At 41.6% G+C, this 19963-nt stretch carries 15 protein-coding genes; 9 read left to right on the forward strand and 6 right to left on the reverse strand.

Translation table 11 applies throughout. The features are described from left to right. Positions 1-33 precede the first annotated feature (33 nt). Positions 34-1863 carry a hypothetical protein gene (locus tag WCW_RS04755; protein WP_013182056.1) on the forward strand — a complete coding sequence of 610 codons (1830 nt, stop codon included), beginning with the start codon at positions 34-36 and terminating at the stop codon, positions 1861-1863. On the opposite strand, the gene hemW is transcribed toward WCW_RS04755, so the two are convergent. Then, complete coding sequence (gene hemW, locus WCW_RS04760) at positions 1856-2968, reverse strand: radical SAM family heme chaperone HemW (RefSeq protein ID WP_013182057.1); 1113 nt, start codon at positions 2966-2968, stop codon at positions 1856-1858. The genes WCW_RS04755 and hemW overlap by 8 nt on opposite strands. After that, positions 2962-3429, reverse strand: a complete 468-nt coding sequence (locus WCW_RS04765; RefSeq protein ID WP_013182058.1) for a hypothetical protein — start codon at positions 3427-3429, stop codon at positions 2962-2964. The genes hemW and WCW_RS04765 overlap by 7 nt, the downstream gene beginning before the upstream one ends. Positions 3430-3606: 177 nt before the next feature. Here WCW_RS04765 and WCW_RS04770 point away from each other — a divergent pair, with 177 nt between their 5' ends. Beyond that, on the forward strand, positions 3607-3996 hold the full coding sequence (locus WCW_RS04770; RefSeq protein ID WP_013182059.1) for a response regulator: 390 nt from the start codon (positions 3607-3609) through the stop codon (positions 3994-3996). Here the strand turns inward: WCW_RS04770 and WCW_RS04775 are convergent. Continuing rightward, complete coding sequence (locus WCW_RS04775) at positions 3950-4273, reverse strand: glutaredoxin family protein (RefSeq protein WP_013182060.1); 324 nt, start codon at positions 4271-4273, stop codon at positions 3950-3952. The two genes, WCW_RS04770 and WCW_RS04775, sit on opposite strands and share 47 nt — an antisense overlap. A 74-nt stretch (positions 4274-4347) precedes the next feature. Between WCW_RS04775 and WCW_RS09710 the strand changes: the two genes are divergently transcribed. Genes WCW_RS09710 through WCW_RS04790 form a run of 3 tightly spaced genes read left to right on the forward strand, consistent with a single transcriptional unit; the run spans position 4348 to position 8303 of the window. Continuing rightward, the gene (locus WCW_RS09710; protein ID WP_013182061.1) at positions 4348-6504 is read left to right on the forward strand and encodes a mechanosensitive ion channel domain-containing protein; all 2157 of its coding nucleotides are present in this window, start codon (positions 4348-4350) and stop codon (positions 6502-6504) included. Positions 6505-6546: 42 nt separating this feature from the next. Continuing rightward, positions 6547-7500, forward strand: a complete 954-nt coding sequence (gene trxB, locus WCW_RS04785; protein WP_041941527.1) for a thioredoxin-disulfide reductase — start codon at positions 6547-6549, stop codon at positions 7498-7500. Continuing rightward, a complete protein-coding gene (locus tag WCW_RS04790) occupies positions 7497-8303 on the forward strand; it encodes a hypothetical protein (RefSeq protein ID WP_013182063.1) in 807 nt (268 codons plus the stop codon). Before trxB ends, WCW_RS04790 begins: the two co-directional genes overlap by 4 nt. A gap of 216 nt (positions 8304-8519) precedes the next feature. Here the strand turns inward: WCW_RS04790 and WCW_RS04795 are convergent, their stop codons facing one another. Continuing rightward, a complete protein-coding gene (locus WCW_RS04795) occupies positions 8520-10136 on the reverse strand; it encodes a cytochrome c biogenesis protein (protein WP_013182064.1) in 1617 nt (538 codons plus the stop codon). 124 nt (positions 10137-10260) lie between these two features. Here WCW_RS04795 and WCW_RS04800 point away from each other — a divergent pair, with 124 nt between their 5' ends. The 3 genes from WCW_RS04800 (at position 10261) to WCW_RS04810 (ending at position 16499) form a co-directional block, all read left to right on the forward strand. Next, positions 10261-12033 (forward strand): protease-like activity factor CPAF, encoded by a 1773-nt coding sequence (locus WCW_RS04800; RefSeq protein WP_013182065.1) that lies wholly within the window; start codon positions 10261-10263, stop codon positions 12031-12033. Between the two features lie 135 nt (positions 12034-12168). Beyond that, on the forward strand, positions 12169-14607 hold the full coding sequence (locus WCW_RS04805) for a hypothetical protein (protein WP_013182066.1): 2439 nt from the start codon (positions 12169-12171) through the stop codon (positions 14605-14607). 23 nt (positions 14608-14630) lie between these two features. After that, positions 14631-16499: a hypothetical protein gene (locus WCW_RS04810; RefSeq protein WP_013182067.1), complete on the forward strand. Its 1869-nt coding sequence runs from the start codon at positions 14631-14633 to the stop codon at positions 16497-16499. On the opposite strand, the gene WCW_RS04815 is transcribed toward WCW_RS04810, so the two are convergent. Together WCW_RS04815 and WCW_RS04820 are read right to left on the reverse strand one after the other, a co-directional pair. Further along, positions 16486-18444, reverse strand: a complete 1959-nt coding sequence (locus WCW_RS04815) for a hypothetical protein (protein WP_013182068.1) — start codon at positions 18442-18444, stop codon at positions 16486-16488. The two genes, WCW_RS04810 and WCW_RS04815, sit on opposite strands and share 14 nt — an antisense overlap. After that, positions 18441-19037, reverse strand: a complete 597-nt coding sequence (locus tag WCW_RS04820) for a hypothetical protein (protein ID WP_013182069.1) — start codon at positions 19035-19037, stop codon at positions 18441-18443. The genes WCW_RS04815 and WCW_RS04820 overlap by 4 nt, the downstream gene beginning before the upstream one ends. A gap of 50 nt (positions 19038-19087) precedes the next feature. On the opposite strand from WCW_RS04820, the gene WCW_RS04825 reads away from it, so the two are divergent. Further along, positions 19088-19897, forward strand: a complete 810-nt coding sequence (locus WCW_RS04825) for a cytidylyltransferase domain-containing protein (protein ID WP_013182070.1) — start codon at positions 19088-19090, stop codon at positions 19895-19897. Positions 19898-19963: the final 66 nt, after the last annotated feature.

The raw sequence follows: 19963 nt of genomic DNA on the forward strand, positions 1-19963 counted from the left end.
TATGGTAAACACCCATCTTAGATGGAGAAAGCGATGTTTAAGTATTTTTTATACTTGTCTTTGATGTTTTTTTCAGCTCTTTGTGCAAAAACGACTTATCTTTTTCAAAAAGACTTCGATCAAGGAACGTATCTCATTGACCAGCCAGGAACATACATTCTTGCTGAGGAAATCACGTTCAATCCTCAACATGGCCGCAAGCCTTACGAAGTTGCCCAGGTTTCTCCAAGCCAGTTAAAATCCAATGGGGGTAAATATGACGATCAAGCTTTTGGTTTAGGATTTTTTGCTGCAATTGTCATTCAGGCGTCTGATGTCACTCTAGACTTGAATCAAAAAACCATTCAACAAAGTAAAGAGCATGCCTTATTGCAGAGGTTTTTTTCTGTTATTGAATTAGCAAATGTGCCTTTTATCCCCGGAGAAGGCCCGCATCATTTTGGAGCGAAGATCGTTTCAGCTTCTAAGGTCTTAATTAAAAACGGGAAGATCGGCCGCAGTTCACACCAAGGAATTCATGGAAATGGCAATCGCTTTATCTCAATAGAAGATGTTGACTTTGAAGATTTTGAGGTTGCAGCTGTTTCTTTAAACGGCGTAGACGGCCTTCGAATAAAAAACTGCACAGCGAAAAGTCGGGAGGATGTGCCGGTTTTAGGCATCTTTGCAACAACTCAATTTATTCTTCCTTATTTGGACTATCTGGTAGAGTCAGGTTCGCAAACAACACTGAGGGTAGATGGTAAAGAAATTTCTCCTATAGAGATGCGCAACAAACTGCGTCAAGCAATTCTGAATGTACACGAAGATTTGATTGTTAAAAATAAACCAACAATTGATAAGTTTGCACACCCTGAGGAATATGAGCTATTTCACAATGCTGCAGGCGTTATTGATGGAAACTGCTATGGGTTTCTTGTAAATTTTTATGGACAGGCGGTTGGCGGTTTTCCTATCTATCACCAAATTCCTGAGGATAAAAGGGCAAAAAATATTACCATTCAAAATACCCATGTCAAGCGCTTGAAGGGAAAGATCAATGAAATTGTTGCCATCAATCATGAAAATGATGCACTTGTCGATCCGTTAAATGCAATATTCCAAATCCACAATACACACCCCGATACTAAAGAAAATCTTTCGATTTTAATAGATGCAGATGGAAATTTCCTGTATAAAGGCAATATGGCTTCCAATGCTCAAGCGCTTGTGGCAAAAGCTCTGAAAAATGGGGATTTTAAACAATCTAAGCTGGATCTTTCCAGGTCGAATATCACTCCCGAGGTGATTGATTGGATTGAATCTGGCACGCATTCAACTCAAAAGCTCACCTTTATCTGCAATTCAGATAGTCAGTTTCATCTAAATAAAGGGGTAATCGGTTTCAAAATTGATGGAGCATATCAAGCAACCCTTGATAACACAACAGCGGAAAATATTATCAATTTAAGCGAAAGAGGATCCAGTCTTTGTGGAATGTATACAAAATCCAATCCTAGCGCAACTCTGGATGGATGCGGAGGCCCAAGAACTCGTGGGTATAGCATTGCGGGGTCAAATCATGTCAGCTTGCGCAATTGCTCAGCTTCTCATTTAGTCGCTTTATGCGGTACAGCGACAGGTTTTGATATCATCAATGATAGTTCAAATGTTTTATTGCAAAATTGCGCAGTCACTGACGTTTTAGCAGGAGAGAAATTCGAGCGCAATCATGCTCCAAACGAGCCTCCGATGGCAATTGGCTTTCGCATAGGACCTTCTGCACATGACATCGCATTAATAGGAGTTCACGCCAGTAAAATGAAAGGATTTTCAGGTGAGGAGATCGTTTTAGATGAAAGCTCTCGAGCCCAGCTCAAATGATTTCTGTTGCAACAGTATCATAGAAAAGAATCCCTTTTTCGGTTAGCCGCAGCACTCCTTTTTCCAAAGCGAGCAATTCAGATGCGATCATGCGCTTGATCCCATCAGAAGTTTCCCGGTCAATCTTGAATTCTGAAAGATTCACCCCTTCTAAAAGCCGTAATCGGATTGCCAGTTTTTCTTTCTGAGCAGCAGCAGGTGCAAGAGATTCAGAGTAGTCAACCGGTGATTTTCCTTCTTTCAATGCTTGATGCCATTGATGCAGCCTGGCGATATTTCTGAATCGCGATCCATTCCAATAACTGAAAGCTGAAGGTCCTAAACCGATAAACTCTCTTCCCGTCCAGTAACCGCTGTTATGAACTGATTGTCGATTCGGCTTGCAAAAGGCTGAAATTTCATATTGAATGAAACCGTTTGCTGTCAAAGTCTCAACCGCTGTTTTGTACATTGAAGCGCTTGTTTCCTCGGAAGGAAGGGAAGCTTTTAATCTCTCTCTATGTTTAAAAAACACTGTGTGTGGTTCAAAGGTTAAGTTGTATAAAGAAAGATGGGTGATTGGCAGATTTATTGCCAAACGAAGTGTCTCTTTCCAGTTTTCGAGTGTCTGTTCAGGAATATCGTACATGAGATCGATGGAGATATTTTCTATTCCTGCTGCAAAAGCTGCCTCGATGCCATCGATTGCTTTCTGTGCGCCATGTCCTCTGGTTAAAAGCTCAAGCTGCTTATCATCAAGAGATTGAATGCCAATACTCAAGCGGTTGATTCCTGCATCAGCGAACTCTCTAATGCGCTGCTCTGAAAGATTTTCCGGATTGGCTTCCAGTGTAATTTCAGTTGCCGAGCAGCAAGGGAGAAAAGAGAGGATCTTCTCGATTGAGCGCGGGTCGAAAAGAGAGGGGGTCCCTCCTCCAAAATACACTGAAGCTAGATTGCGGCCTTGAAAATGAGATCGATAAGCCTCCCACTCCAGCTTCAAGCCTTCGGAAAGAAGGGCGTGATAGGGTTCCTTGTCTGGGACGACATAAAAATGGCAATAATCACATTTTTTCGTACACAAAGGGATGTGCACATAAATCGAGTAATGAGAATTTCCTACCATTCATCCGCATCAGGATCGATGATGTTGCGTCCACGGCGCCACCGGTTTCGGTCGCTGAAGTAAGATTCGTCATCTTCATTGAATGTTTGATCTTCATCGTCCGCATCACCATCACCTTGTGTGGATTCGAACTCTCCGTGTTCGGTATCGATGCCATAAGATGTTTCCTTATAGTTTCCTGACTGCGTGTCTCCAACTTCAACATCCGGCAAGGTTGGCATTTCTGTATAGCCTGCGCGAGTAGGATTCCGTTTAGGAGCAATATACTCCTCTGCTTCACCGCTCTCTTTTAGAAATTGCAAACGCTCTTTTTCCTCATCGATCTTAGTATTAATGGATTGAATCTCTTCTTTATGCTTGTCAATGTCCCGTTTTGGAACTAATCCCAGCTTCAACCACTGTTCTAGATCAGCGAGTTCGGATTCTAATTTTTTTAATCGTTCACTTTTGTAGTGTTTCATATTTCTTGAAAAACCTTTTCTCTTAAATGCGTTGTCTTCTGGTCATCCATAGCACAGTTCCATAAAGAAAAAAAACATTCATGACAAGAGTTTTTTTTTGCTAATAGCTATGTATTTTTTTACCAAAGGGGGGTTATTATGCATTTATAACGAATTGTGCGCAAGGGGTTTTTCAATATGACAAAGCAGGAATACCGCATCTTAGTTGTAGAGGATCATTTTATCAACTTAGAAATGATTAGTGAAATGCTCAAAAGGCTTGGCTGCATTGTTGATACTGCATCCAATGGCAAGGAAGCGTTAGATTGCGTCACTAAAAATTTCTACGATGCCATTTTCATGGATTTGCAAATGCCTGTGATGGATGGATATGAAACAACACGTTTAATTCGCGAAGATAAGACTAGGCAAAAAATCCCCATTATCGCCCTCACTGCCAATCATGTGAAATCGGATTTGGACAGATGTTTGGAATCCGGTATGGATGGTTATCTGACCAAACCCTTTGAACTTAAAGATCTTAATAATGTTTTGAAAAAATATCTGGATGTTGCTTCAAATAGTTGATGATGGAAGTTGATCCAGCGATCGCTTTTCCATTGACAACCAGTACCGGAACTCCTCTTTGCCCCATTCGGTTCAGTTCGTCTCTGTAGGAAGCTTGGCTGGTGTTTTTCATTTGAACCGAAATGTTTTGAGAATCCAAGTATTTCATCACAGTTTTGCAATGCGGGCATTTAGGGTTGTAGTAAAGGACTGGGTTTGCGCTTTTACTAGAGAAGTCTTGTGCAGAAACGGTTGCAAAGCAAAAGATCAAAAAGAAAATATTTAGAAACTTGAGCATGTTTCCTCCTTAAAAAAAGTTGTTTAATTTACTCTATCGGTATATATCCAATTAATTTCAAGCACAGGCTTTAAATGGATAGAAAACGTTTTTTCTTATTTTTTATAAGTATTTTATTTTTATTGACTTCTGCTTTAATAGCTGATCAGGAGAAGGAAAAAGAACCTTCGACTCCCAGTCCTCTTGAATTAAAGCAGAACTGGTGGGAGTTCTTCGATGTTTCAGATGAAACACTGAAAAGTCGTTTGGACACCTTTAAAAAAGAAAATAAAGCCCTGTTGTCGTCTTTAAGCGACAAAGAGCATGAAGAGATTCATCGAAAAATGGATCAAGTTTTTTTAATGCTTGATCTCTATGCCAAGAAAAAAGAAGAGGTTCAACCTTCTTCAGCTCCTCAGTTGCAGCTTCTTGAATTTTATACTCTCGATCAATTAGTCGAAGTGTATGAGCGATTGCAGAGATCTGAAATGGAGATAGGCATTCTTCAAAGCAAGATCAAGATCCAGCAATCCAGAATAAACCGGCTTCAAAATACTTTGGATCGCTCAATCCTTTTGTATCAAAATCTTAGCCCGGCGACCTATGAAAAGCTTAAGCAAGGAGTGCTGTTAATTTCTCAAAGAGCTGAACACGCAACGTTAGACTTGGAGTTGCAAAGAGATAAGAAAGCGCTTACCAGTTTTTTGGAAAGGAGAGATCTTTATCGAAATGAATTAGTTGCGGCAAAGAAAAGGCTTAAAATCGACGCTCAGACTCTTGATGAGCTGAAGAAAAAGTCTGAAAAAGCAAAAAGTTCTTATTTTGAAGCTGAAGAAAAATTTTACCAATTAGAAAAGCAATCACGTCTCGTCGATAAAGACAAGCAAGAAAGCAAATTCACTTGCTGTATTCAGGATAGCCAAATCCTCTCACAAGCGATTTCTTTGGAAAATTTCAAGATTAAGCTGCTCATCAACGAAATGAAAACAACATTGGCAAAGCTTGCCTTGAATCATCGGGAGATAGATTCGGATGACATTCGGGAGTTTTTATCAGACTGGAAGCGTCGGTTGGGAAGTATTGAGGAACAGCGCGATTTTTGGGATACCGAAATTAAAAATTATCAGGCGCAAGTCAGCCAGATGACGGCGCAATCGATGCAAGAAGGCAGTAAAGGGCAAGTTGATCAAGAAGATTTGATTGGAGATATCCATTTTGAATTAGACAGATCTTTAGCTGAGCTGGAGCTATTGAAGCTCCATATTGAAAACGGAGAATTTCTTGAGCGTTTGGTCGGAGAACAGCTCGTGGAAAAGAAAAGTTTCATGCAAACTTGGCTGATCAGTTTAAAAAATTCATGGTCTAAGTTTAAAAACGTTGTGGATCATTGGATTCATGTCACGCTGTTCCATGTTAACGAGCAGCCGGTGACGCTGATGACTTTTATCAGTGCCCTACTGATTTTCCTGGGCGGAATTGTATTTTCCCATTACTTAAGAAAATTCCTTGTCAAACGCAAGATTGTTCAGCGTAAATTTTCCTATTCAACTGAATATATCGTTTTAAGAGTCATTCATTATGCAATCGTTATTCTTGCCTTTCTGGTTGCACTGAGCTTTATCGGACTAAACTTTACTAATCTGGCAATTATTGCCGGTGCTCTTGGTGTTGGTATCGGATTCGGTTTACAGACGATTGTCAGCAATGTTTCTTCGGGCTTTATGTTATTGCTTAAAAAATACCTCAAAGTTGGCGATATTATCGAACTATCTGACAAACAGCTGGGAACGATCACTGCAGTCAATTTGCAAAACACAATCATCCGTACTTTCGACGGCGCCGAAATCATGATTCCGAACTCTCAATTATCGAGCCAAAGGCTGACAAATTGGACGATGAAGGATAATGCTAAGCGTTTAAAAATTCCTTTCGGTGTTGCTTATGGGACAGATAAGAACCTGGTGCGTGAAGCAGTTGTTGACTCAATAAAAAAGCTTTCATTTGTCTATTCAGATGATTTTCGCTATCACGATCCGCAAGTTTGGTTGATGGGATTTGGAGAAAGCTCTGTTAATTTTGAGCTGGTCGCTTGGATAAATTTAAACGTTCCGGTGCCTTATGAAACCGCAAGCTCGGCATTGTTTTGGGAATTGGACACCACATTGAAAAACAAAGGGATTGAGATGCCGTTTTCTCAAAGAGACCTTTACATCAAATCATTTCCAAGTGGAATCTTGAGCTCAATAGATTAATTCTGATATACTGCGTTTCTTGTGAAACGGATGGAGATCAAAATGAAAAAAACAAAAGTCGCCATTATCGGCTCTGGCCCAGCGGGGTACACTGCAGCCATTTATGCATCCAGAGCAAATCTTGAACCTGTTCTTTATGAAGGATTTCAAACAGGTCCAGCTGGCGGCCAGTTGATGATTACAACAGATGTTGAGAATTTTCCAGGGTTTCCGGAAGGAGTGATGGGGCCGGAGTTGATGATGACCATGCGCAAGCAAGCCGAACGGTTTGGAACAGAAGTGATTACCGACGATGTTGTCAGCGTGGATTTCAGTGAATATCCTTATAAGATCAAAGGGAATAAGCATGAACATGAAGCGTTTGCTGTGATTATTGCGACAGGAGCAAGTGCTAAACGCCTGAACATTCCCGGGACAAGAGAAGGAGAGTTTTGGCAGAAGGGAGTGACCGCTTGCGCAGTATGCGATGGAGCAATGCCGATTTTCCGCAATCAAAAGTTATATGTGATTGGAGGAGGGGATTCTGCTTGCGAGGAAGCGATTTTTTTGACGAAGTTCGGAAGCGAAGTTTTCATTGTCCATCGTCGAGATGAGCTTAGGGCATCAAAAATCATGCAGGAGCGGGCGATGAACCACCCTAAGATCACAATTCTTTGGGATAGCGTTTTGACTAAAGTTGAAGGGGATCATGTTGTCAAGAAAGTGACGATTCAAAATGTAAAAACAAAAGAGGAAAATGTCCACGATGCCGGAGGAGTTTTCTTTGCGATCGGACACTTGCCAAATACTTCGTTTCTTAATGAGCAGATCGAACTGCACGACAATGGATATATAAAAGTCTCTCCAGGAACAACCCGCACGTCGAAAGCGCATGTCTATGCATGCGGGGATGTGCAGGATTTTACCTATCGCCAGGCGATTACAGCAGCTGGAACAGGCTGCATGGCTGCGCTTGAAGCAGAAAGGGAGCTAGCTGAGAAAGGGCATCTTGATTGAAGTTAATCAGCGTTTTTTTAGTTCTATTGACAACTGTTGCGACAGCGACAGATTATCAACCTTGGACAAAAGTTGATTTACAGCTTTATCCGCGTGTCGATTATATTTATCAACACTACAATAAGGTGAAAGGCTCAAACGGTTCCCTCAACCGATCGGGAAACGATCATATCCTTGGATTCGGTATGTATGCCTGTTATTCCTTCTATAGTTTGGAGTTTGAAGGAAGGCTTGCCCATACGCGAGATCTTCCCTGCGGGTTGGATCACTTCAAGCTAACAGGCAAGTATCAATTATGGAATGATATTGTCGGAGATCCTTTATCCGTTGCTGTTGGGGGGTCGGTCATCGCTGCGTCTAGGGATGCTGTCGAAGAGTATGGATTGTTTCATCATGCCAAGCTTGAGGGAGAGGTTTTTGTATCGTTAGGCAGAGAATGCTCTGACTTAAGCAACTGGCTTTCCCGCTGGTGGGCAATGGCGGGAATCGGCGTTGGAGATCGAGGATCTCCTTGGATTTTTTCGCAAATTGCCTGGGAAAAAAAGATCTTTTACGAGTGGCAATGGAGAGTTTTTGCCGATCTTTTATTTGGATTGGGAAATAAGGCCATTGACTTTAGCAGGCAGTTTCAGGGATATGGTTTAATTCGTCATCGCTCTGTTGACCTTGGAGCAGGGATCTATTATTCCTCTTTTTGCCGTGGAGATTTTTATTTAGAGTTTAAGCAGCGCGTGTGGGCATACAATTTTCCTTCTTATGCTCAGATCTTTCAAATCCGCTATATTTATCCTTTTGGCTTATGATTTTTTTATAAAATCAAGATTTCTATTTTTCTCCTAAAATATGGCGCCCTAAATCCGATCGCTTCCTGCAAAGCTTTTCTAAACTTTACTTGCAAGGCAATCGAAAAAATCTCTCAAAAAGAAAAAAAAATCTGCACAGATAGCAATATACGGATAGGTTCATATGAAAAAAATGGGAAAAATCCGACGAATCCGAGCGAAGATATCGATTTTTCCTTAGCGAAAAGAGTAGCGTTTGGACTTGATGAGCGATAATGCAATCGATAGAAAGATCGCTTCACAGGCAAGGTAGAGGTAATAATACCCTTCGCCGCCGCTTCCAAATCCGTAGCTATGCAGACCGGTTCCCAGGATGTAGTTAACCCCATACCAAGTGAAGCTAATTGCCATCAATCCAATAATAGAGCCTGCAGCCAAACCATCGTAACGAATATGATTGAAGCGGTAAGCGTGGATCCAAATGAGATAAACACAACTTGAGATAAAAGCCCAAGACTCTTTGGGATCCCAGTCCCAAAAACGGCCCCAGCTTTCAGCGGCCCAGACTCCCCCTAAAATTGTTCCTGGAATCAGTAAGCTTGTGCCTAAGTATATTGCCTGAAGGACTTGCCTTCCTTGCATTCTAGTTTTCTCTGTCTCTTTGCCGGCAACAATTCTGTTGATGAGATACAGATGGCCCAAGACTCCAGCCAAAGCAAACATTCCATAACTTCCGACCACCATTAAGACATGAATGAGCAGCCAATATTGGGAATCAAGGACAGCCTGAACGTTGTCGAGACGATTGTTGAGTTGTGTCGCTTCAAGAAGCAGTAGAAGCAAAACATTAACCAAAGAAGCTGAAAGGATAAGTTTTCTGTCTCTGGAAATCGCTTGGAGGATCATTCCTCCCGTCATTGCTACCCATGGCACATAAATCACTGTTTCAAACATATTCGATACAGGAGGACGTTCAAGAACAAAGCATCGGATAGCCAAAATTAACGTATGAAGGGCAAAGGCTCCAAAAGCAAATATTAAATAGACTGGTTTTTTAAACAAGATTCCACAGATGAAAGATAAGAAATACAAGGCAGTACAGATGAGCAGCCAAGGATAGCGGTATAGTAAACTTTCCGCATTGAGTTGAAGAGTTGTCGGATAGGTAAGAGACTTGCCTTTCAACTTTAAAAAGGCAACTCCTGCAATCTGTTTGTACCCCTCTTCTAACAATGAGGAAAGCTGTTTGGTATCTTGCTGACGGTAGGCTTCTTTTAACTGCTGATAGAGAAGATCGGAATAGGGAGTAAAATTGGGAATATCTAGCTGCAGCGCTTTCAAAGAAACCCACTCGCCTGGTTTTGCTTGATAGGGCAGCGCTTTGAAATCTTCTCCAGCTTTGCGTAAGCGCTCCTGAACCGGAAGAGATGGATCGTCTGGAAATGACTGTTGCTTCAAAAAGCGCATTTTTTCGATTAAAGATTCCGCTTCGGCTGCTGTTTTTTTGCCGTTCAACAACTTCTTAAAATCGGGATTTTTTAAAATCGCCTTGTCCACTTGTTCAAACGTAAAGTGTGATGCCTTGACAGGCAGTCCAAGAACCTCTTTTAATTGGGCCGAGTGGATATAAAGAAATGGAAATTTTTGAACATAAGGACCGTTGAAATGCAAATTCCAAATGAGCTTATCAGCACTGAATGCTGAGATCTTCCTCCCATGATAAAGGTCATATAATGTCTGTTTAATATAGACGTCGCTAGGATGAAACCGTCCTTGGTGGGCGACCGGAAATGTCCCAAATACATTTGAGATAAAGAACAAAAATAGTGAAAAAAAAACTGTACTGATGCGCATAAGCCTATTTCAAATTTATCCAAATCATTATTGGAAAATTGTATGTGATTCTTTTATTGAAAACAATCCTTTATGCATGTTAAAATTTTCTATTCATGAAAAAAAAGAGGGAGTCATAAAACTAATGAATTTTAAATCCTTTTTTCTCGGGGCGATTTTGTTTTTTCCGCTGGCAGCGCAAGTATCGGCTGATACAAAAAGACAAGAGGCTTTTCTGCAAGAACTGGAAGCTGCGAAATACACGCTGACTTTCAAATATGGGCCAACTGAATGGAAGTCGGAATACCTGCAATGGGATGCTGACGCTGCCTTTGAAGAAGCTAAAGCGCAGATGATTGAAAGTCCTCAGTTAACGATGCGCGATTATCAAAGGATTTATCGAGATTTCTTCGGCTCTCTAAAGGACTACCATGTCAGCACGCTTTTTTATTCGTCTGAGTGGTCAGCTTTTCCGATTGTTGTCAAAAGTGTTAACAATCGCTATTTTATCACGAAATTCGATTTTCAACTTTCGCTAAGTTATTCAGATCTTGCTTTCGATTTTGATGAGATTGATATTGAACGTTTGGAAGCAGAATTGCAGAAATGCAACCTTGGTGATGAGGTAATTGCTGTGAATGGCGTACCGGTTGCGACATTGATTGAAGAATTGATCGATAGCGAACTTAACGGCGACCGCACACCGACGGGATATGCATTGGCTGAAAAGATGCTGTTTACCCGTTATGGAAGAAGAGGCCATCAAGTTCCGAAAGGCGACTTTACACTGACAGTGAAGCCGATTTTTGGCAAGCAGCATACTGTCAATCTTGCCTGGATTCATGTTGCAGAGTGGGTTAATGATCCGCAAAAGAAAACAGTTGAACAAAAGCCGGCAACAAAATGGCAAAAGCTGGAAAAATATTTAGTTCGTGATTACAGCGTAGGTTTAGCTAAAGATATGCTGAAATCCCCTTTAGCTTCTTTGCAAGCAAATGATAATGACGAAGAGGAAGAAGAATATGATTGGAGGGAAAAGAGTTTTGTTCCTCCGCTTGGCCAGATTGTTTGGGAAACGGATATCGACGAGGCTTTTTATGCGTATATTTTCAAAAATCAACAAGGGAAGAAATTCGGCTATCTTTATCTCCCGGATTTTTCTGCCTCAGGTTGGTCGGCTGAAGATTTTATGGGACAGTTAATCACGATCATCGACAAGTTTGAGTCCGAAACCGAAGCGCTTGTTGTTGACATCAATGACAATCCAGGAGGAAATCTCTTCTACATGTATGGAGTTTTATCTCTGCTTGCAGACAAACCATTGGAGACGTGTAAAAATACCGAAGTGCTTGTTCAAGAAGATATCTATAACATGGCAGTCATTTATAATGAACTAATCGAAATGTTAAATGATGGTGAAGTCGAAGGAACGATAAGCGGATATCCGATTGATGAAACGGTCATTCGAAAAATTATCGGTTACGCCAAATCGCTCATCGACCAGTGGAACTCAGGAGAGACTCGTACTATACCTGATTATGTTTTTGGAATCGATACTCTTAATCCGCATCATGAAGTTCATTACACTAAGCCAATTTTAGTATTGATTAACGAACTGGACTTTTCTTGTGGAGACTTCTTTCCGGCAATTCTTCAGGATAACGGAAGAGCCACGCTTTTTGGCAGGAAGACTGCGGGAGCTGGAGGTTATGTTCGACCTTATCAGCAAACAAGTCAGTTTGGGGTGGCGTTGTACACATTGACAGGTTCTCTTGCCTATAGAGTCGACGGCAAAGTTGTTGAAAATCTAGGCGTCACTCCTGATATTGAAAATCAATTGACTGAAAAGGATCTTCAGCATGGATTTATTGATTACGTGCGTTCAGTTAATAAACAACTAAATGCTTTAGTTAAATAAGTTCTTTTAACATAAGGGGGATTTCCCCCTTATATTTTTGTTCTACTTTAATCTTTAATCTTATCTTTACCTGTTCTTAATGCCGTTCGGTTATAATAATTGGCATAAATAGATTAATTTTTATTAAGAAAAGCCATGATACCAGAAATAGATAGATCTTCAAATTCAGTAAAAGTACAAATCACTGATTCTCAAGAGGATATAAAAAATGCCTCTGATGTTGATGAACGCGTTTCTGCATGCGCGTTCAAACGTTTTGGGCAATCGGTATTTGAACTAGGCAAATCTTTTGGTCAGAAGGTTGTAAAAGCAGTGCAAGTTGTTGCCGGTTGGGTTGGATACGCAATAAGGACAATTTTCTGCTGTAGATCCGCTCCAATAGATGAAGAAGATGAAGAAATAGATAAAGAAATTGAAGAGCCCAATCCGGTGGCTGAGGAAATTGAAGAAACTGAACAAGTTAATGAAGTTAATGATGTTGCTAGATTGATCAATCCAAGGACTCTTGATTTTCATCCTCAAAATCCTCAAGCAATCACTTCACAGTCGCTAAGGGAAAGGCTGATTGAAACGCCGCAGCTTGTTTTCCGTTTTGGCAATCAAGAATATTGGGTCCAGAATCCTGTTTTTGGCAGCAGACGTCCTGGTGGAGAATTTCAAAAAATATTTTCCCAGCTGATGAAAGAGGCTGCCAAGCATCCTTTTTATGAGATTCAAATTGATCCCGATTTATTGGTCCGCATACAAAATCCTGGCTATGGCAGAGCAATAGATGGAGAAACGCTTCAACAACACACTCTGCATCAGCTCCAGAACATCATGGGCTCAGAGAAAAATCAAACGTTGGCAACAAATAGCCATCAGGGATGTTCATGCAGATTTTGCATGCAAAATGCGATCGTGCTGCGTTCACAGTATTTTCAATTGGAGATTGGAAGCGAATCTTTTCGTCTTGATAATCCGTTCCAATCCACGATGCCTCCTTCAGACAGCACAGTATTTCAGTTTAGAATCGATTTGGGAAGATTGCTTGAGAAAGCAAAGCATGAGGGTTCATTTGCGATTAGTATAGAAAATGGTCCTGCGACGCAAATCTCATTGCAAGGAAACAGGACGGTGACGCGTGAGCAGTTCGGTCAGATGCTATTGACAATCGCAGATTCTCAAAAAACCGATTCTCTGGCAAGAAAGGCAATTGCTTATCCTGAACGACTCGAAGTTATCCCAAGACAAATCACGTTGATTGAATCGCGGCAAGATTTATCTGTCATTCCTTTGCCTAAAAATCCAACTACTCCGAGCGCATTATCCCTTCCTCACAAGAATTTGAACCAATCTCTTCAGAATCTGGCAAAGCAGTCGTACCCTTCTTTAAGCGCATTAGAAATTGATGAAAAGACTTCAGATCAAAGTCTCTATCCGGCTCTGGAATTTGCACATGGCCGCAACCTGTTGACACACTTCATTGAAGATTCAACCACTGTTTGGAATCAACCAGAGATCAGCTTGCAGGAGGCCATTGAATATTGCATCAAGCTTTCAACATCAGACATTCAGCTTTCAGAAGAACAAAAAGAGGGAATTCGCACATTTTTCGAAAAATTAAAGGCGCATGAAGGGATTGATCTTCGGTTTTGGCTGAGCGGCAAAGAGGATTTGCAACGGATTCTTTCTCCCCGACTTGATAAGTTGCTTAAAAACGGGCCTTTTAATCGCGAGCAGGAGATTGAAATTGACTTGGCTCGTGCAGAGCTGGCGACAAGCTTTGGCTGCGGCATCGTTCCAACCGAAGGGGGAAAAAACGGAGCTGTTTTTATTCAGACATTTGAAGGGCGTTCTGTAGGAGTTTTCAAAGCTCCTCGAGAACTAGGTATTTTCGATTTTGTGGAAAGAATGAAGCGTTATTTTGGCCAGGCAAGACTCTTAAGCGATCGTAAAATGGCTCAAGAAGAAGCAGAGGTGATTGCAGGAAACCTTTCCAGGTTTTTAGGTTTTGGCGACATGGCTCCTGAAGCGATCATGGCTGAATTTGGCGGTGAAAAAGGTGCTTTTATCACTTTTCTCGATGGTTACAAAGAGCTTTCTAAAATCAGGGAAGCATTCGACAGTCGTGAAGAGTACACAGATGAAGAAGTGGTGATGTGGCAGAAGAAAGAGATCTGGAACAAGCTGATTGGCAATCTCGATCCTCATGACGAAAACGTTTTTGTTAAAGGAACCGGAGAGCGACTTGAAAAGATCGCCATGATCGATGCCGGAAATAGTTTCCCCGAATACAATCCCGGATACTTTGGTGCGAGAGGGAATCTATCAGCATCGGCAGAATTTAAAATCTCACAAATTCCATTTCATGATGAAGTGAAAATGTTTATCAAGAAAAATATTACTGTAGAGAAAATGGAAGAGTTTATGAATAACTCTCCAATAAAAGGATTTTTTACTAAAAAAGTGCGGCAGCTGCAATTGGAACGAGTGCGTTTGCTACAACAGGTAGCCAGTGGAAAGATTGAAACACCTGTTCAATTAGCAATGGTTCAAACCGATAGCGATTATGAAGAAAAGCTGTATTATTAAAAAAAATGAGGAGTGAATAATTTATGTCAGTTAACAATCATCATACAGATTTAACTTCCAGTGTTGTCCCGCTTCGACTTAATCAGGTGGGTTTCACCTCTCAGTCGGACGGACGTCAATATGCGATCATTTGTCCTGATTTAATGGATCTTTTCGCCGAGCAAATGGGACTGATGGCTTCAAGTGAAAAAATCGACCAAACTGTTCGCAGCGGATATACTCTATGGCTTTCCTCCTGCATTAATCCAGCTTTTGTAACAGAAGTGAATAAAACTTTAAACAGTTTGGACGCTTTATTGAAAACCCCCGACCAGTTAGATCGTATTGATGACAAAACCAGACAGCTTTTTTTGGCAAGAGTGCTTCAATGGACAGACGCTGTCAGCTTGGCTAATGGGCTTAATGATTGCAAAGATTTTGAAAATGGAAAAATGCAGATGCTGCAGCAGCGTTTAGTGAAAGCTGGCGCTTCAAGAAAATATTTGAAGGTGATTAACTTTTTCAACGAAGTTTCACAAATCGCTTTTGCAAAGAACGGCCCTCTTTTTAAGTACCCAAGTTTTGGAGAGATCAGCGAGGTTGCAAAAACGTCTCCTAATGGGATTTTAAAAAGAGAAGGCGGAAATTGGTTGCTGGTTCCATCAAGCGCCAATCCGAATCAAAAAGCGGTATTCGATGAACTTAAATTGATTGTTGATTCCTTTAGAGATCTATCTGATAAAGGCATTCCTGCAATGATGACGGAACAAGAACTTTTGTATGGAATCGCTCTTGTTGGGCAAATGATGACAAATTATCTTTCACAAATCGATGACGCTCCCAGCACCAGTCTTCAGGTTTTCAGGCAATTGGCCGAACTTCACAATTTAATGTATGAAGCCCTGGAGAGCAGATCTTCGGAAAAAGGAGTTTCGCTGGCTCTCAACGAAAGCGGCAAGGAATCTCTTCTCTATACATACGGTGTTCTAAATAATGTCTTAAGGGATGAAAAATTCTCCGGTTTTTATTCTGAAAAAGAAGCTTCTCAACTTCTTAAAAATGCAGAGCCTTTTGTGAAGCCATTTATCACTTTTCATTTAAATCCTGAGCTTATCCATAAAAAACATCAATGGACGTTTGTTTCTGAAAAAGAGGGTGTCAACGTTTTTAAAACACCATCAAATGAACTTGTTGTGATTTTCAATGGAAACAATGCATTTTGGGAACGTAAAAAATTCGATGCTTTCGCATTTATTGGAAGCAGAGGCACTGCATTCGATCTGAATGGAATGGTGCACAGCCAAGCATTAGAGAATGCAGAAAAGGCAAGAAAAGCTTTATCTGCAATTATGGGAGCAAGATCTTCTGAGATCGGCACGTTTGATTCGATTAAATTTATGGGATATGGACTTGATGGTGCAACGGCCCAGTTATTGGGGCAAGAGTACAAGCGTTCTTCAGAAGGAAAAGATAAAGATGTCACTGTCATTGGAACCGGCGTGCCTCCGTTTCTAGATGAAGAGGCTTCAGCTTCTATGGGGCTTGCGATGACAGAAATGACCGGATTCAAGTGTTTGAACTTTGCGATGGCTGGAGATCCGAATATTCGTAATTTAGGAATTACCGGCCCTCTTGGAATGCGTTATGACAACACCTCTTTTACAACAATTCCTGTTCCTCAAGGAGTGGTATTTGCCTCAGAAGCGCTAGCTGGAGATCATCGAAAAGCTTATCTGGCGATGTTGGAAAACAGTATTTTTATGCATCGCACGATGCGTACTGTCTTTTCTCGCACAGAAAGAGCTTATGACTTAATTGATGGTGTCAAGCCGACTCTTGAGGAAAAAAAGCAGTTGCCTTCAATTACTGAAGTGAGTAGCGATGAGGAAGACTTTGAGTTTATCGGCTCATAGGCCGCCACCAAAAGAGCAGAAAAATTCCAAGCGAAACTAGAGAGCCTCCGGGATAGGTAAGCCAGTATTTTGCCGGATCCCGGTTGACGATTAACTGCACTCTTTTTGCGTGGGAGACATCTGAAGAAGAGATGCTCGATAAGTAAAAGCGATATCCGTCCCAGGTTTCATGAACTTGGTTCATGCTCAAGGTTTTCTCCTTGCCATTGATGTAAATTTCAGCTTCATAACTGAATGGCTGCTGAGAATTGGCATATGTGATCGCTTTTGCATTGCGCAGCCGAATATGGTAGGGAATTTTTTTTTCTTCGGGCTGAAATCTGACAAGATATTGACCATTGCATGCTGGCCTGCAAAGCCCTGTTCCAGCTGCATCGTAACTTAAGGTTACAGATTTTCCATCCTCAAATTTGAGACTGGCGATTGGTTGGTTCTCTTCGATTTTTTTGCCGGCTTGCTTGATGCGATATCGGAAAGTTAACGGGGTCTCTAAGAAAATGTGTTTAGGTTCAATTCCCAAAACACTAGAAGGAGGAGTGATTGCTGAAGGATAGATGCCGTAGAGCAGAAGATAGGCTTTTAGCAATGCAGCATCGTTGTTAAAGGAAAGAGGGGGCAGGCGATCTCCAATGCTTGCAAGTTGTTGAACAAGCGCAGCTTTTTGTTCTTCACCGCTTCCTTGGGGAACAGCAATCGGCCAATCATCCACATTCCCTTCTTCTTCAAGATAGCGGGCCGCCCATTGCAGGCTGCGCAGCAGGTGTTGATCAGTTAAGCTCCAGTCAAGGGAGGGCATATTAGCTTTTTCTGTCTGCGACCAGTTTCTGAAGAGATTAGAGATCACCTTGTCATAGTCTTTGCCGATTTGTTGAAAAAGGAGCTTAAAAGGGGGAGCAAGTGCCTTGGGGTCTGCATTTTGCAGTTCTGCACACAACTTCTCTAAAAATTGTTCCTGTATCTCTTTTCTGCCTTGAGGATAGTATGGAATATCGGCAACGGCATGATATCCTGAAAATCCTTCATCATAAACGGCAAGTGTCGGGAGTTGATCTCCTCGATATTTTTGGTAAAAAACCCTTCCAAACCGATCAAAGAAAAACAGATGCGTGTCTTCTTGAACATCCTGCATGAACGCCAGTGTCGGAGAAAGGGTTAGATCGATCCCTTGATCGTTGACAAGGCTTTGTTCCCCTTTTAAAGGGATGGAGACGCCATCGATCTTTACGGTTGGATTGATCAAACCTTCTTCTGAATGAAAGTCCAGATCGGCAACTCCTCGATCCATTCTTTGCTGGTAAAGCGCCTCAGCAGCTTTTCCAACATCATCTGTTCGCAACGCTACAAGATTCCACACTTCATCTTCTGTAAATTTTGCCCTGCCGCTTAAAGGAATTTCCCCTCCATCCCATTGAAATACAGGAAAAGGAGGAAGTCCTTGAATCGTTGCGCTATTGCCTTTGATCCAATAATTGTAGGTTTCAGTTGAATGGGGAGCGTATCCAACCAGTTGAAAAGGAGCCTTGCGATCATCAAGGGAAAAGAAAACGATTTGATGTTCTCTGCTTTCCATGCGAAGCGCTTTCGTATGAGGAATTCGGACCTGATCAGAGCCGCTTCCTTCGATCAGCATCATCACTCCTTGCAGTCCATAGAAGGTCTTAACGACAACTCCTGCGATGATCATCAGCAATCCTAAATGGGTGATTAGAAAAGGGATATGCTTAGGTCGAAAAGGCCATCTGCGTAAAGCGGCAAAAAGGATGTTAATAAAAAAGAAAAAGAGGAGAACTAGAAATGCGGGGTGTTCATAAGTTAAGGAGGCGGCATATTGATGAGAATCTGCCCACGATTCAATTAAAGTGCCGGCAATCACAAAGAGTGCAGTTGTCGCAATGAGGCTAATGGCAAAATGGATGCTGCCAAAGAAATGAAACAATTTTTTCATCGCGGAATAGGGATCTCCTCGATGAGCTCAAAGCTTTGCGCGACAGCCATCAGTTCCAGACGGTATTGTGCAATCTCTTCCGGTGAACCTGTCGCTTTGATTGTGATGTCGGCGCGCATCTGCTCGGGCATTTCCGTGCAGGCAAGATTGCGGTAGTGGTCATTGTCGATCTGCAAGGCGTATCCAATCACAGCAGTTTCTTTTTCTTGAGCTTCTAGCCGCAATCCGATGTAACCGCTAAATGATTGAGGAGTGACGAGAACAGATGCAGGGTGTAATTCTTTTAATTGTTTTTTCCACCGTTCGATTTGCGCCCCCGGCGGTATCCGCTGTTTCGGGTCGGAAGTTGGGAAATTATGAAAAACGATTCTTAGCGTTTCTCCGACTCGGCACTCAAGAAGCGGCAGGCGGGAATCTGTTAATGGCAGCCTTTCATCAGGCTTGATCACTTCCCAGTGTTCCGGAATGTTTACCCTGTATAGAGGGATTCTTTCCGGTTCCCTTCCTGTGACTTCAATAAAGCTGCCTGCGTTGTCTATATCATTGGAACAACTGGAAAAAATTAGAGATAAGAGAATAAAAAAACGAATCATGTTTTCCAAGCATAGCCTTCTTGTTGAAATTTCTACAAGAGCCTTGTAACATGAACATGATGGAAAAAGTAAGTATCATTATTCAAGCAAGATCTGGGTCTTCCAGGCTCAGTCAAAAGGCGTTTGCAGAGGTCTGCGGCAAGCCGCTTCTTTGGCATGTGATTGAAAGAGCGAAATTGTCAAAGCGTATCTCTGATATTATTGTCGCAACAACAACGCGTTCCGAAGATCGCGCGATTTTGGAACTGGCTAAATCCTGCAATGTGCACGCTTACGCCGGCTCCGAAGAGGATGTCCTTCAGCGCTATTATGAAGCAGCTTTGAAAAATGGAGCAGATGTCATTGTGAGAATGACAGGAGATTGCCCTTTGATCCATCCTCCCACGGTGGATGCAATGATTGCCCTGCTCCAAGAAAAAAAAGCAGACTATGTCTGTCCCGATCCACGCCACCGAAGTTTAGAAACAGGCCTTGAAGTGTTCACAATGAAAACGCTTAGAGAAATGCACGAAAAAGCTGTCGAAAATTACCAAAGAGAGCATGTGACACTCTATTTAAGGGAGCATCCCGAATCGTTTAAAATAGCGCTTCATATTCCTGATCAAATCTTCCAGAGAAAAGACATACGCATTACCGTAGATTATCTTGAAGATTTAGAGTTGATCCGCATCATTTATCGGGAACTTTATCGCGAAGGGGAAATTATCGACCTGAAAAAGGTGGTTGAATTTCTTGATCAACATCCTGAATTTAAGGATCTTAATATCCACGCAAAACTTAGCAAGGCGAATCGATTGTCGATTTCAGACGCCATTTCTGAAAAGATCATTCGCTCTGTAGAAAAGGAAAAAAATGGATAATACCTTTTAAATTGACCGAACGCTTTTAGTGTGGTAAATATAGTCTGACGAATCATGAGAGACGTA

The organism is Waddlia chondrophila WSU 86-1044 (assembly GCF_000092785.1).
Lineage (GTDB): Bacteria > Chlamydiota > Chlamydiia > Chlamydiales > Waddliaceae > Waddlia > Waddlia chondrophila.

Bases quoted from the DNA above. Each gene is read 5' to 3' on its own strand.
- WCW_RS04815 (WP_013182068.1), bottom strand. From the start codon at position 18,444: ATGAAAAAATTGTTTCATTTCTTTGGCAGCATCCATTTTGCCATTAGC.
- WCW_RS09710 (WP_013182061.1), top strand. From the start codon at position 4,348: ATGGATAGAAAACGTTTTTTCTTATTTTTTATAAGTATTTTATTTTTA.
- WCW_RS04810 (WP_013182067.1), top strand. From the start codon at position 14,631: ATGTCAGTTAACAATCATCATACAGATTTAACTTCCAGTGTTGTCCCG.
- WCW_RS04800 (WP_013182065.1), top strand. From the start codon at position 10,261: ATGAATTTTAAATCCTTTTTTCTCGGGGCGATTTTGTTTTTTCCGCTG.
- WCW_RS04805 (WP_013182066.1), top strand. From the start codon at position 12,169: ATGATACCAGAAATAGATAGATCTTCAAATTCAGTAAAAGTACAAATC.
- WCW_RS04770 (WP_013182059.1), top strand. From the start codon at position 3,607: ATGACAAAGCAGGAATACCGCATCTTAGTTGTAGAGGATCATTTTATC.
- trxB (WP_041941527.1), top strand. From the start codon at position 6,547: ATGAAAAAAACAAAAGTCGCCATTATCGGCTCTGGCCCAGCGGGGTAC.
- WCW_RS04825 (WP_013182070.1), top strand. From the start codon at position 19,088: ATGAACATGATGGAAAAAGTAAGTATCATTATTCAAGCAAGATCTGGG.
- hemW (WP_013182057.1), bottom strand. From the start codon at position 2,968: ATGGTAGGAAATTCTCATTACTCGATTTATGTGCACATCCCTTTGTGT.
- WCW_RS04795 (WP_013182064.1), bottom strand. From the start codon at position 10,136: ATGCGCATCAGTACAGTTTTTTTTTCACTATTTTTGTTCTTTATCTCA.
- WCW_RS04775 (WP_013182060.1), bottom strand. From the start codon at position 4,273: ATGCTCAAGTTTCTAAATATTTTCTTTTTGATCTTTTGCTTTGCAACC.
- WCW_RS04755 (WP_013182056.1), top strand. From the start codon at position 34: ATGTTTAAGTATTTTTTATACTTGTCTTTGATGTTTTTTTCAGCTCTT.
- WCW_RS04765 (WP_013182058.1), bottom strand. From the start codon at position 3,429: ATGAAACACTACAAAAGTGAACGATTAAAAAAATTAGAATCCGAACTC.
- WCW_RS04820 (WP_013182069.1), bottom strand. From the start codon at position 19,037: ATGATTCGTTTTTTTATTCTCTTATCTCTAATTTTTTCCAGTTGTTCC.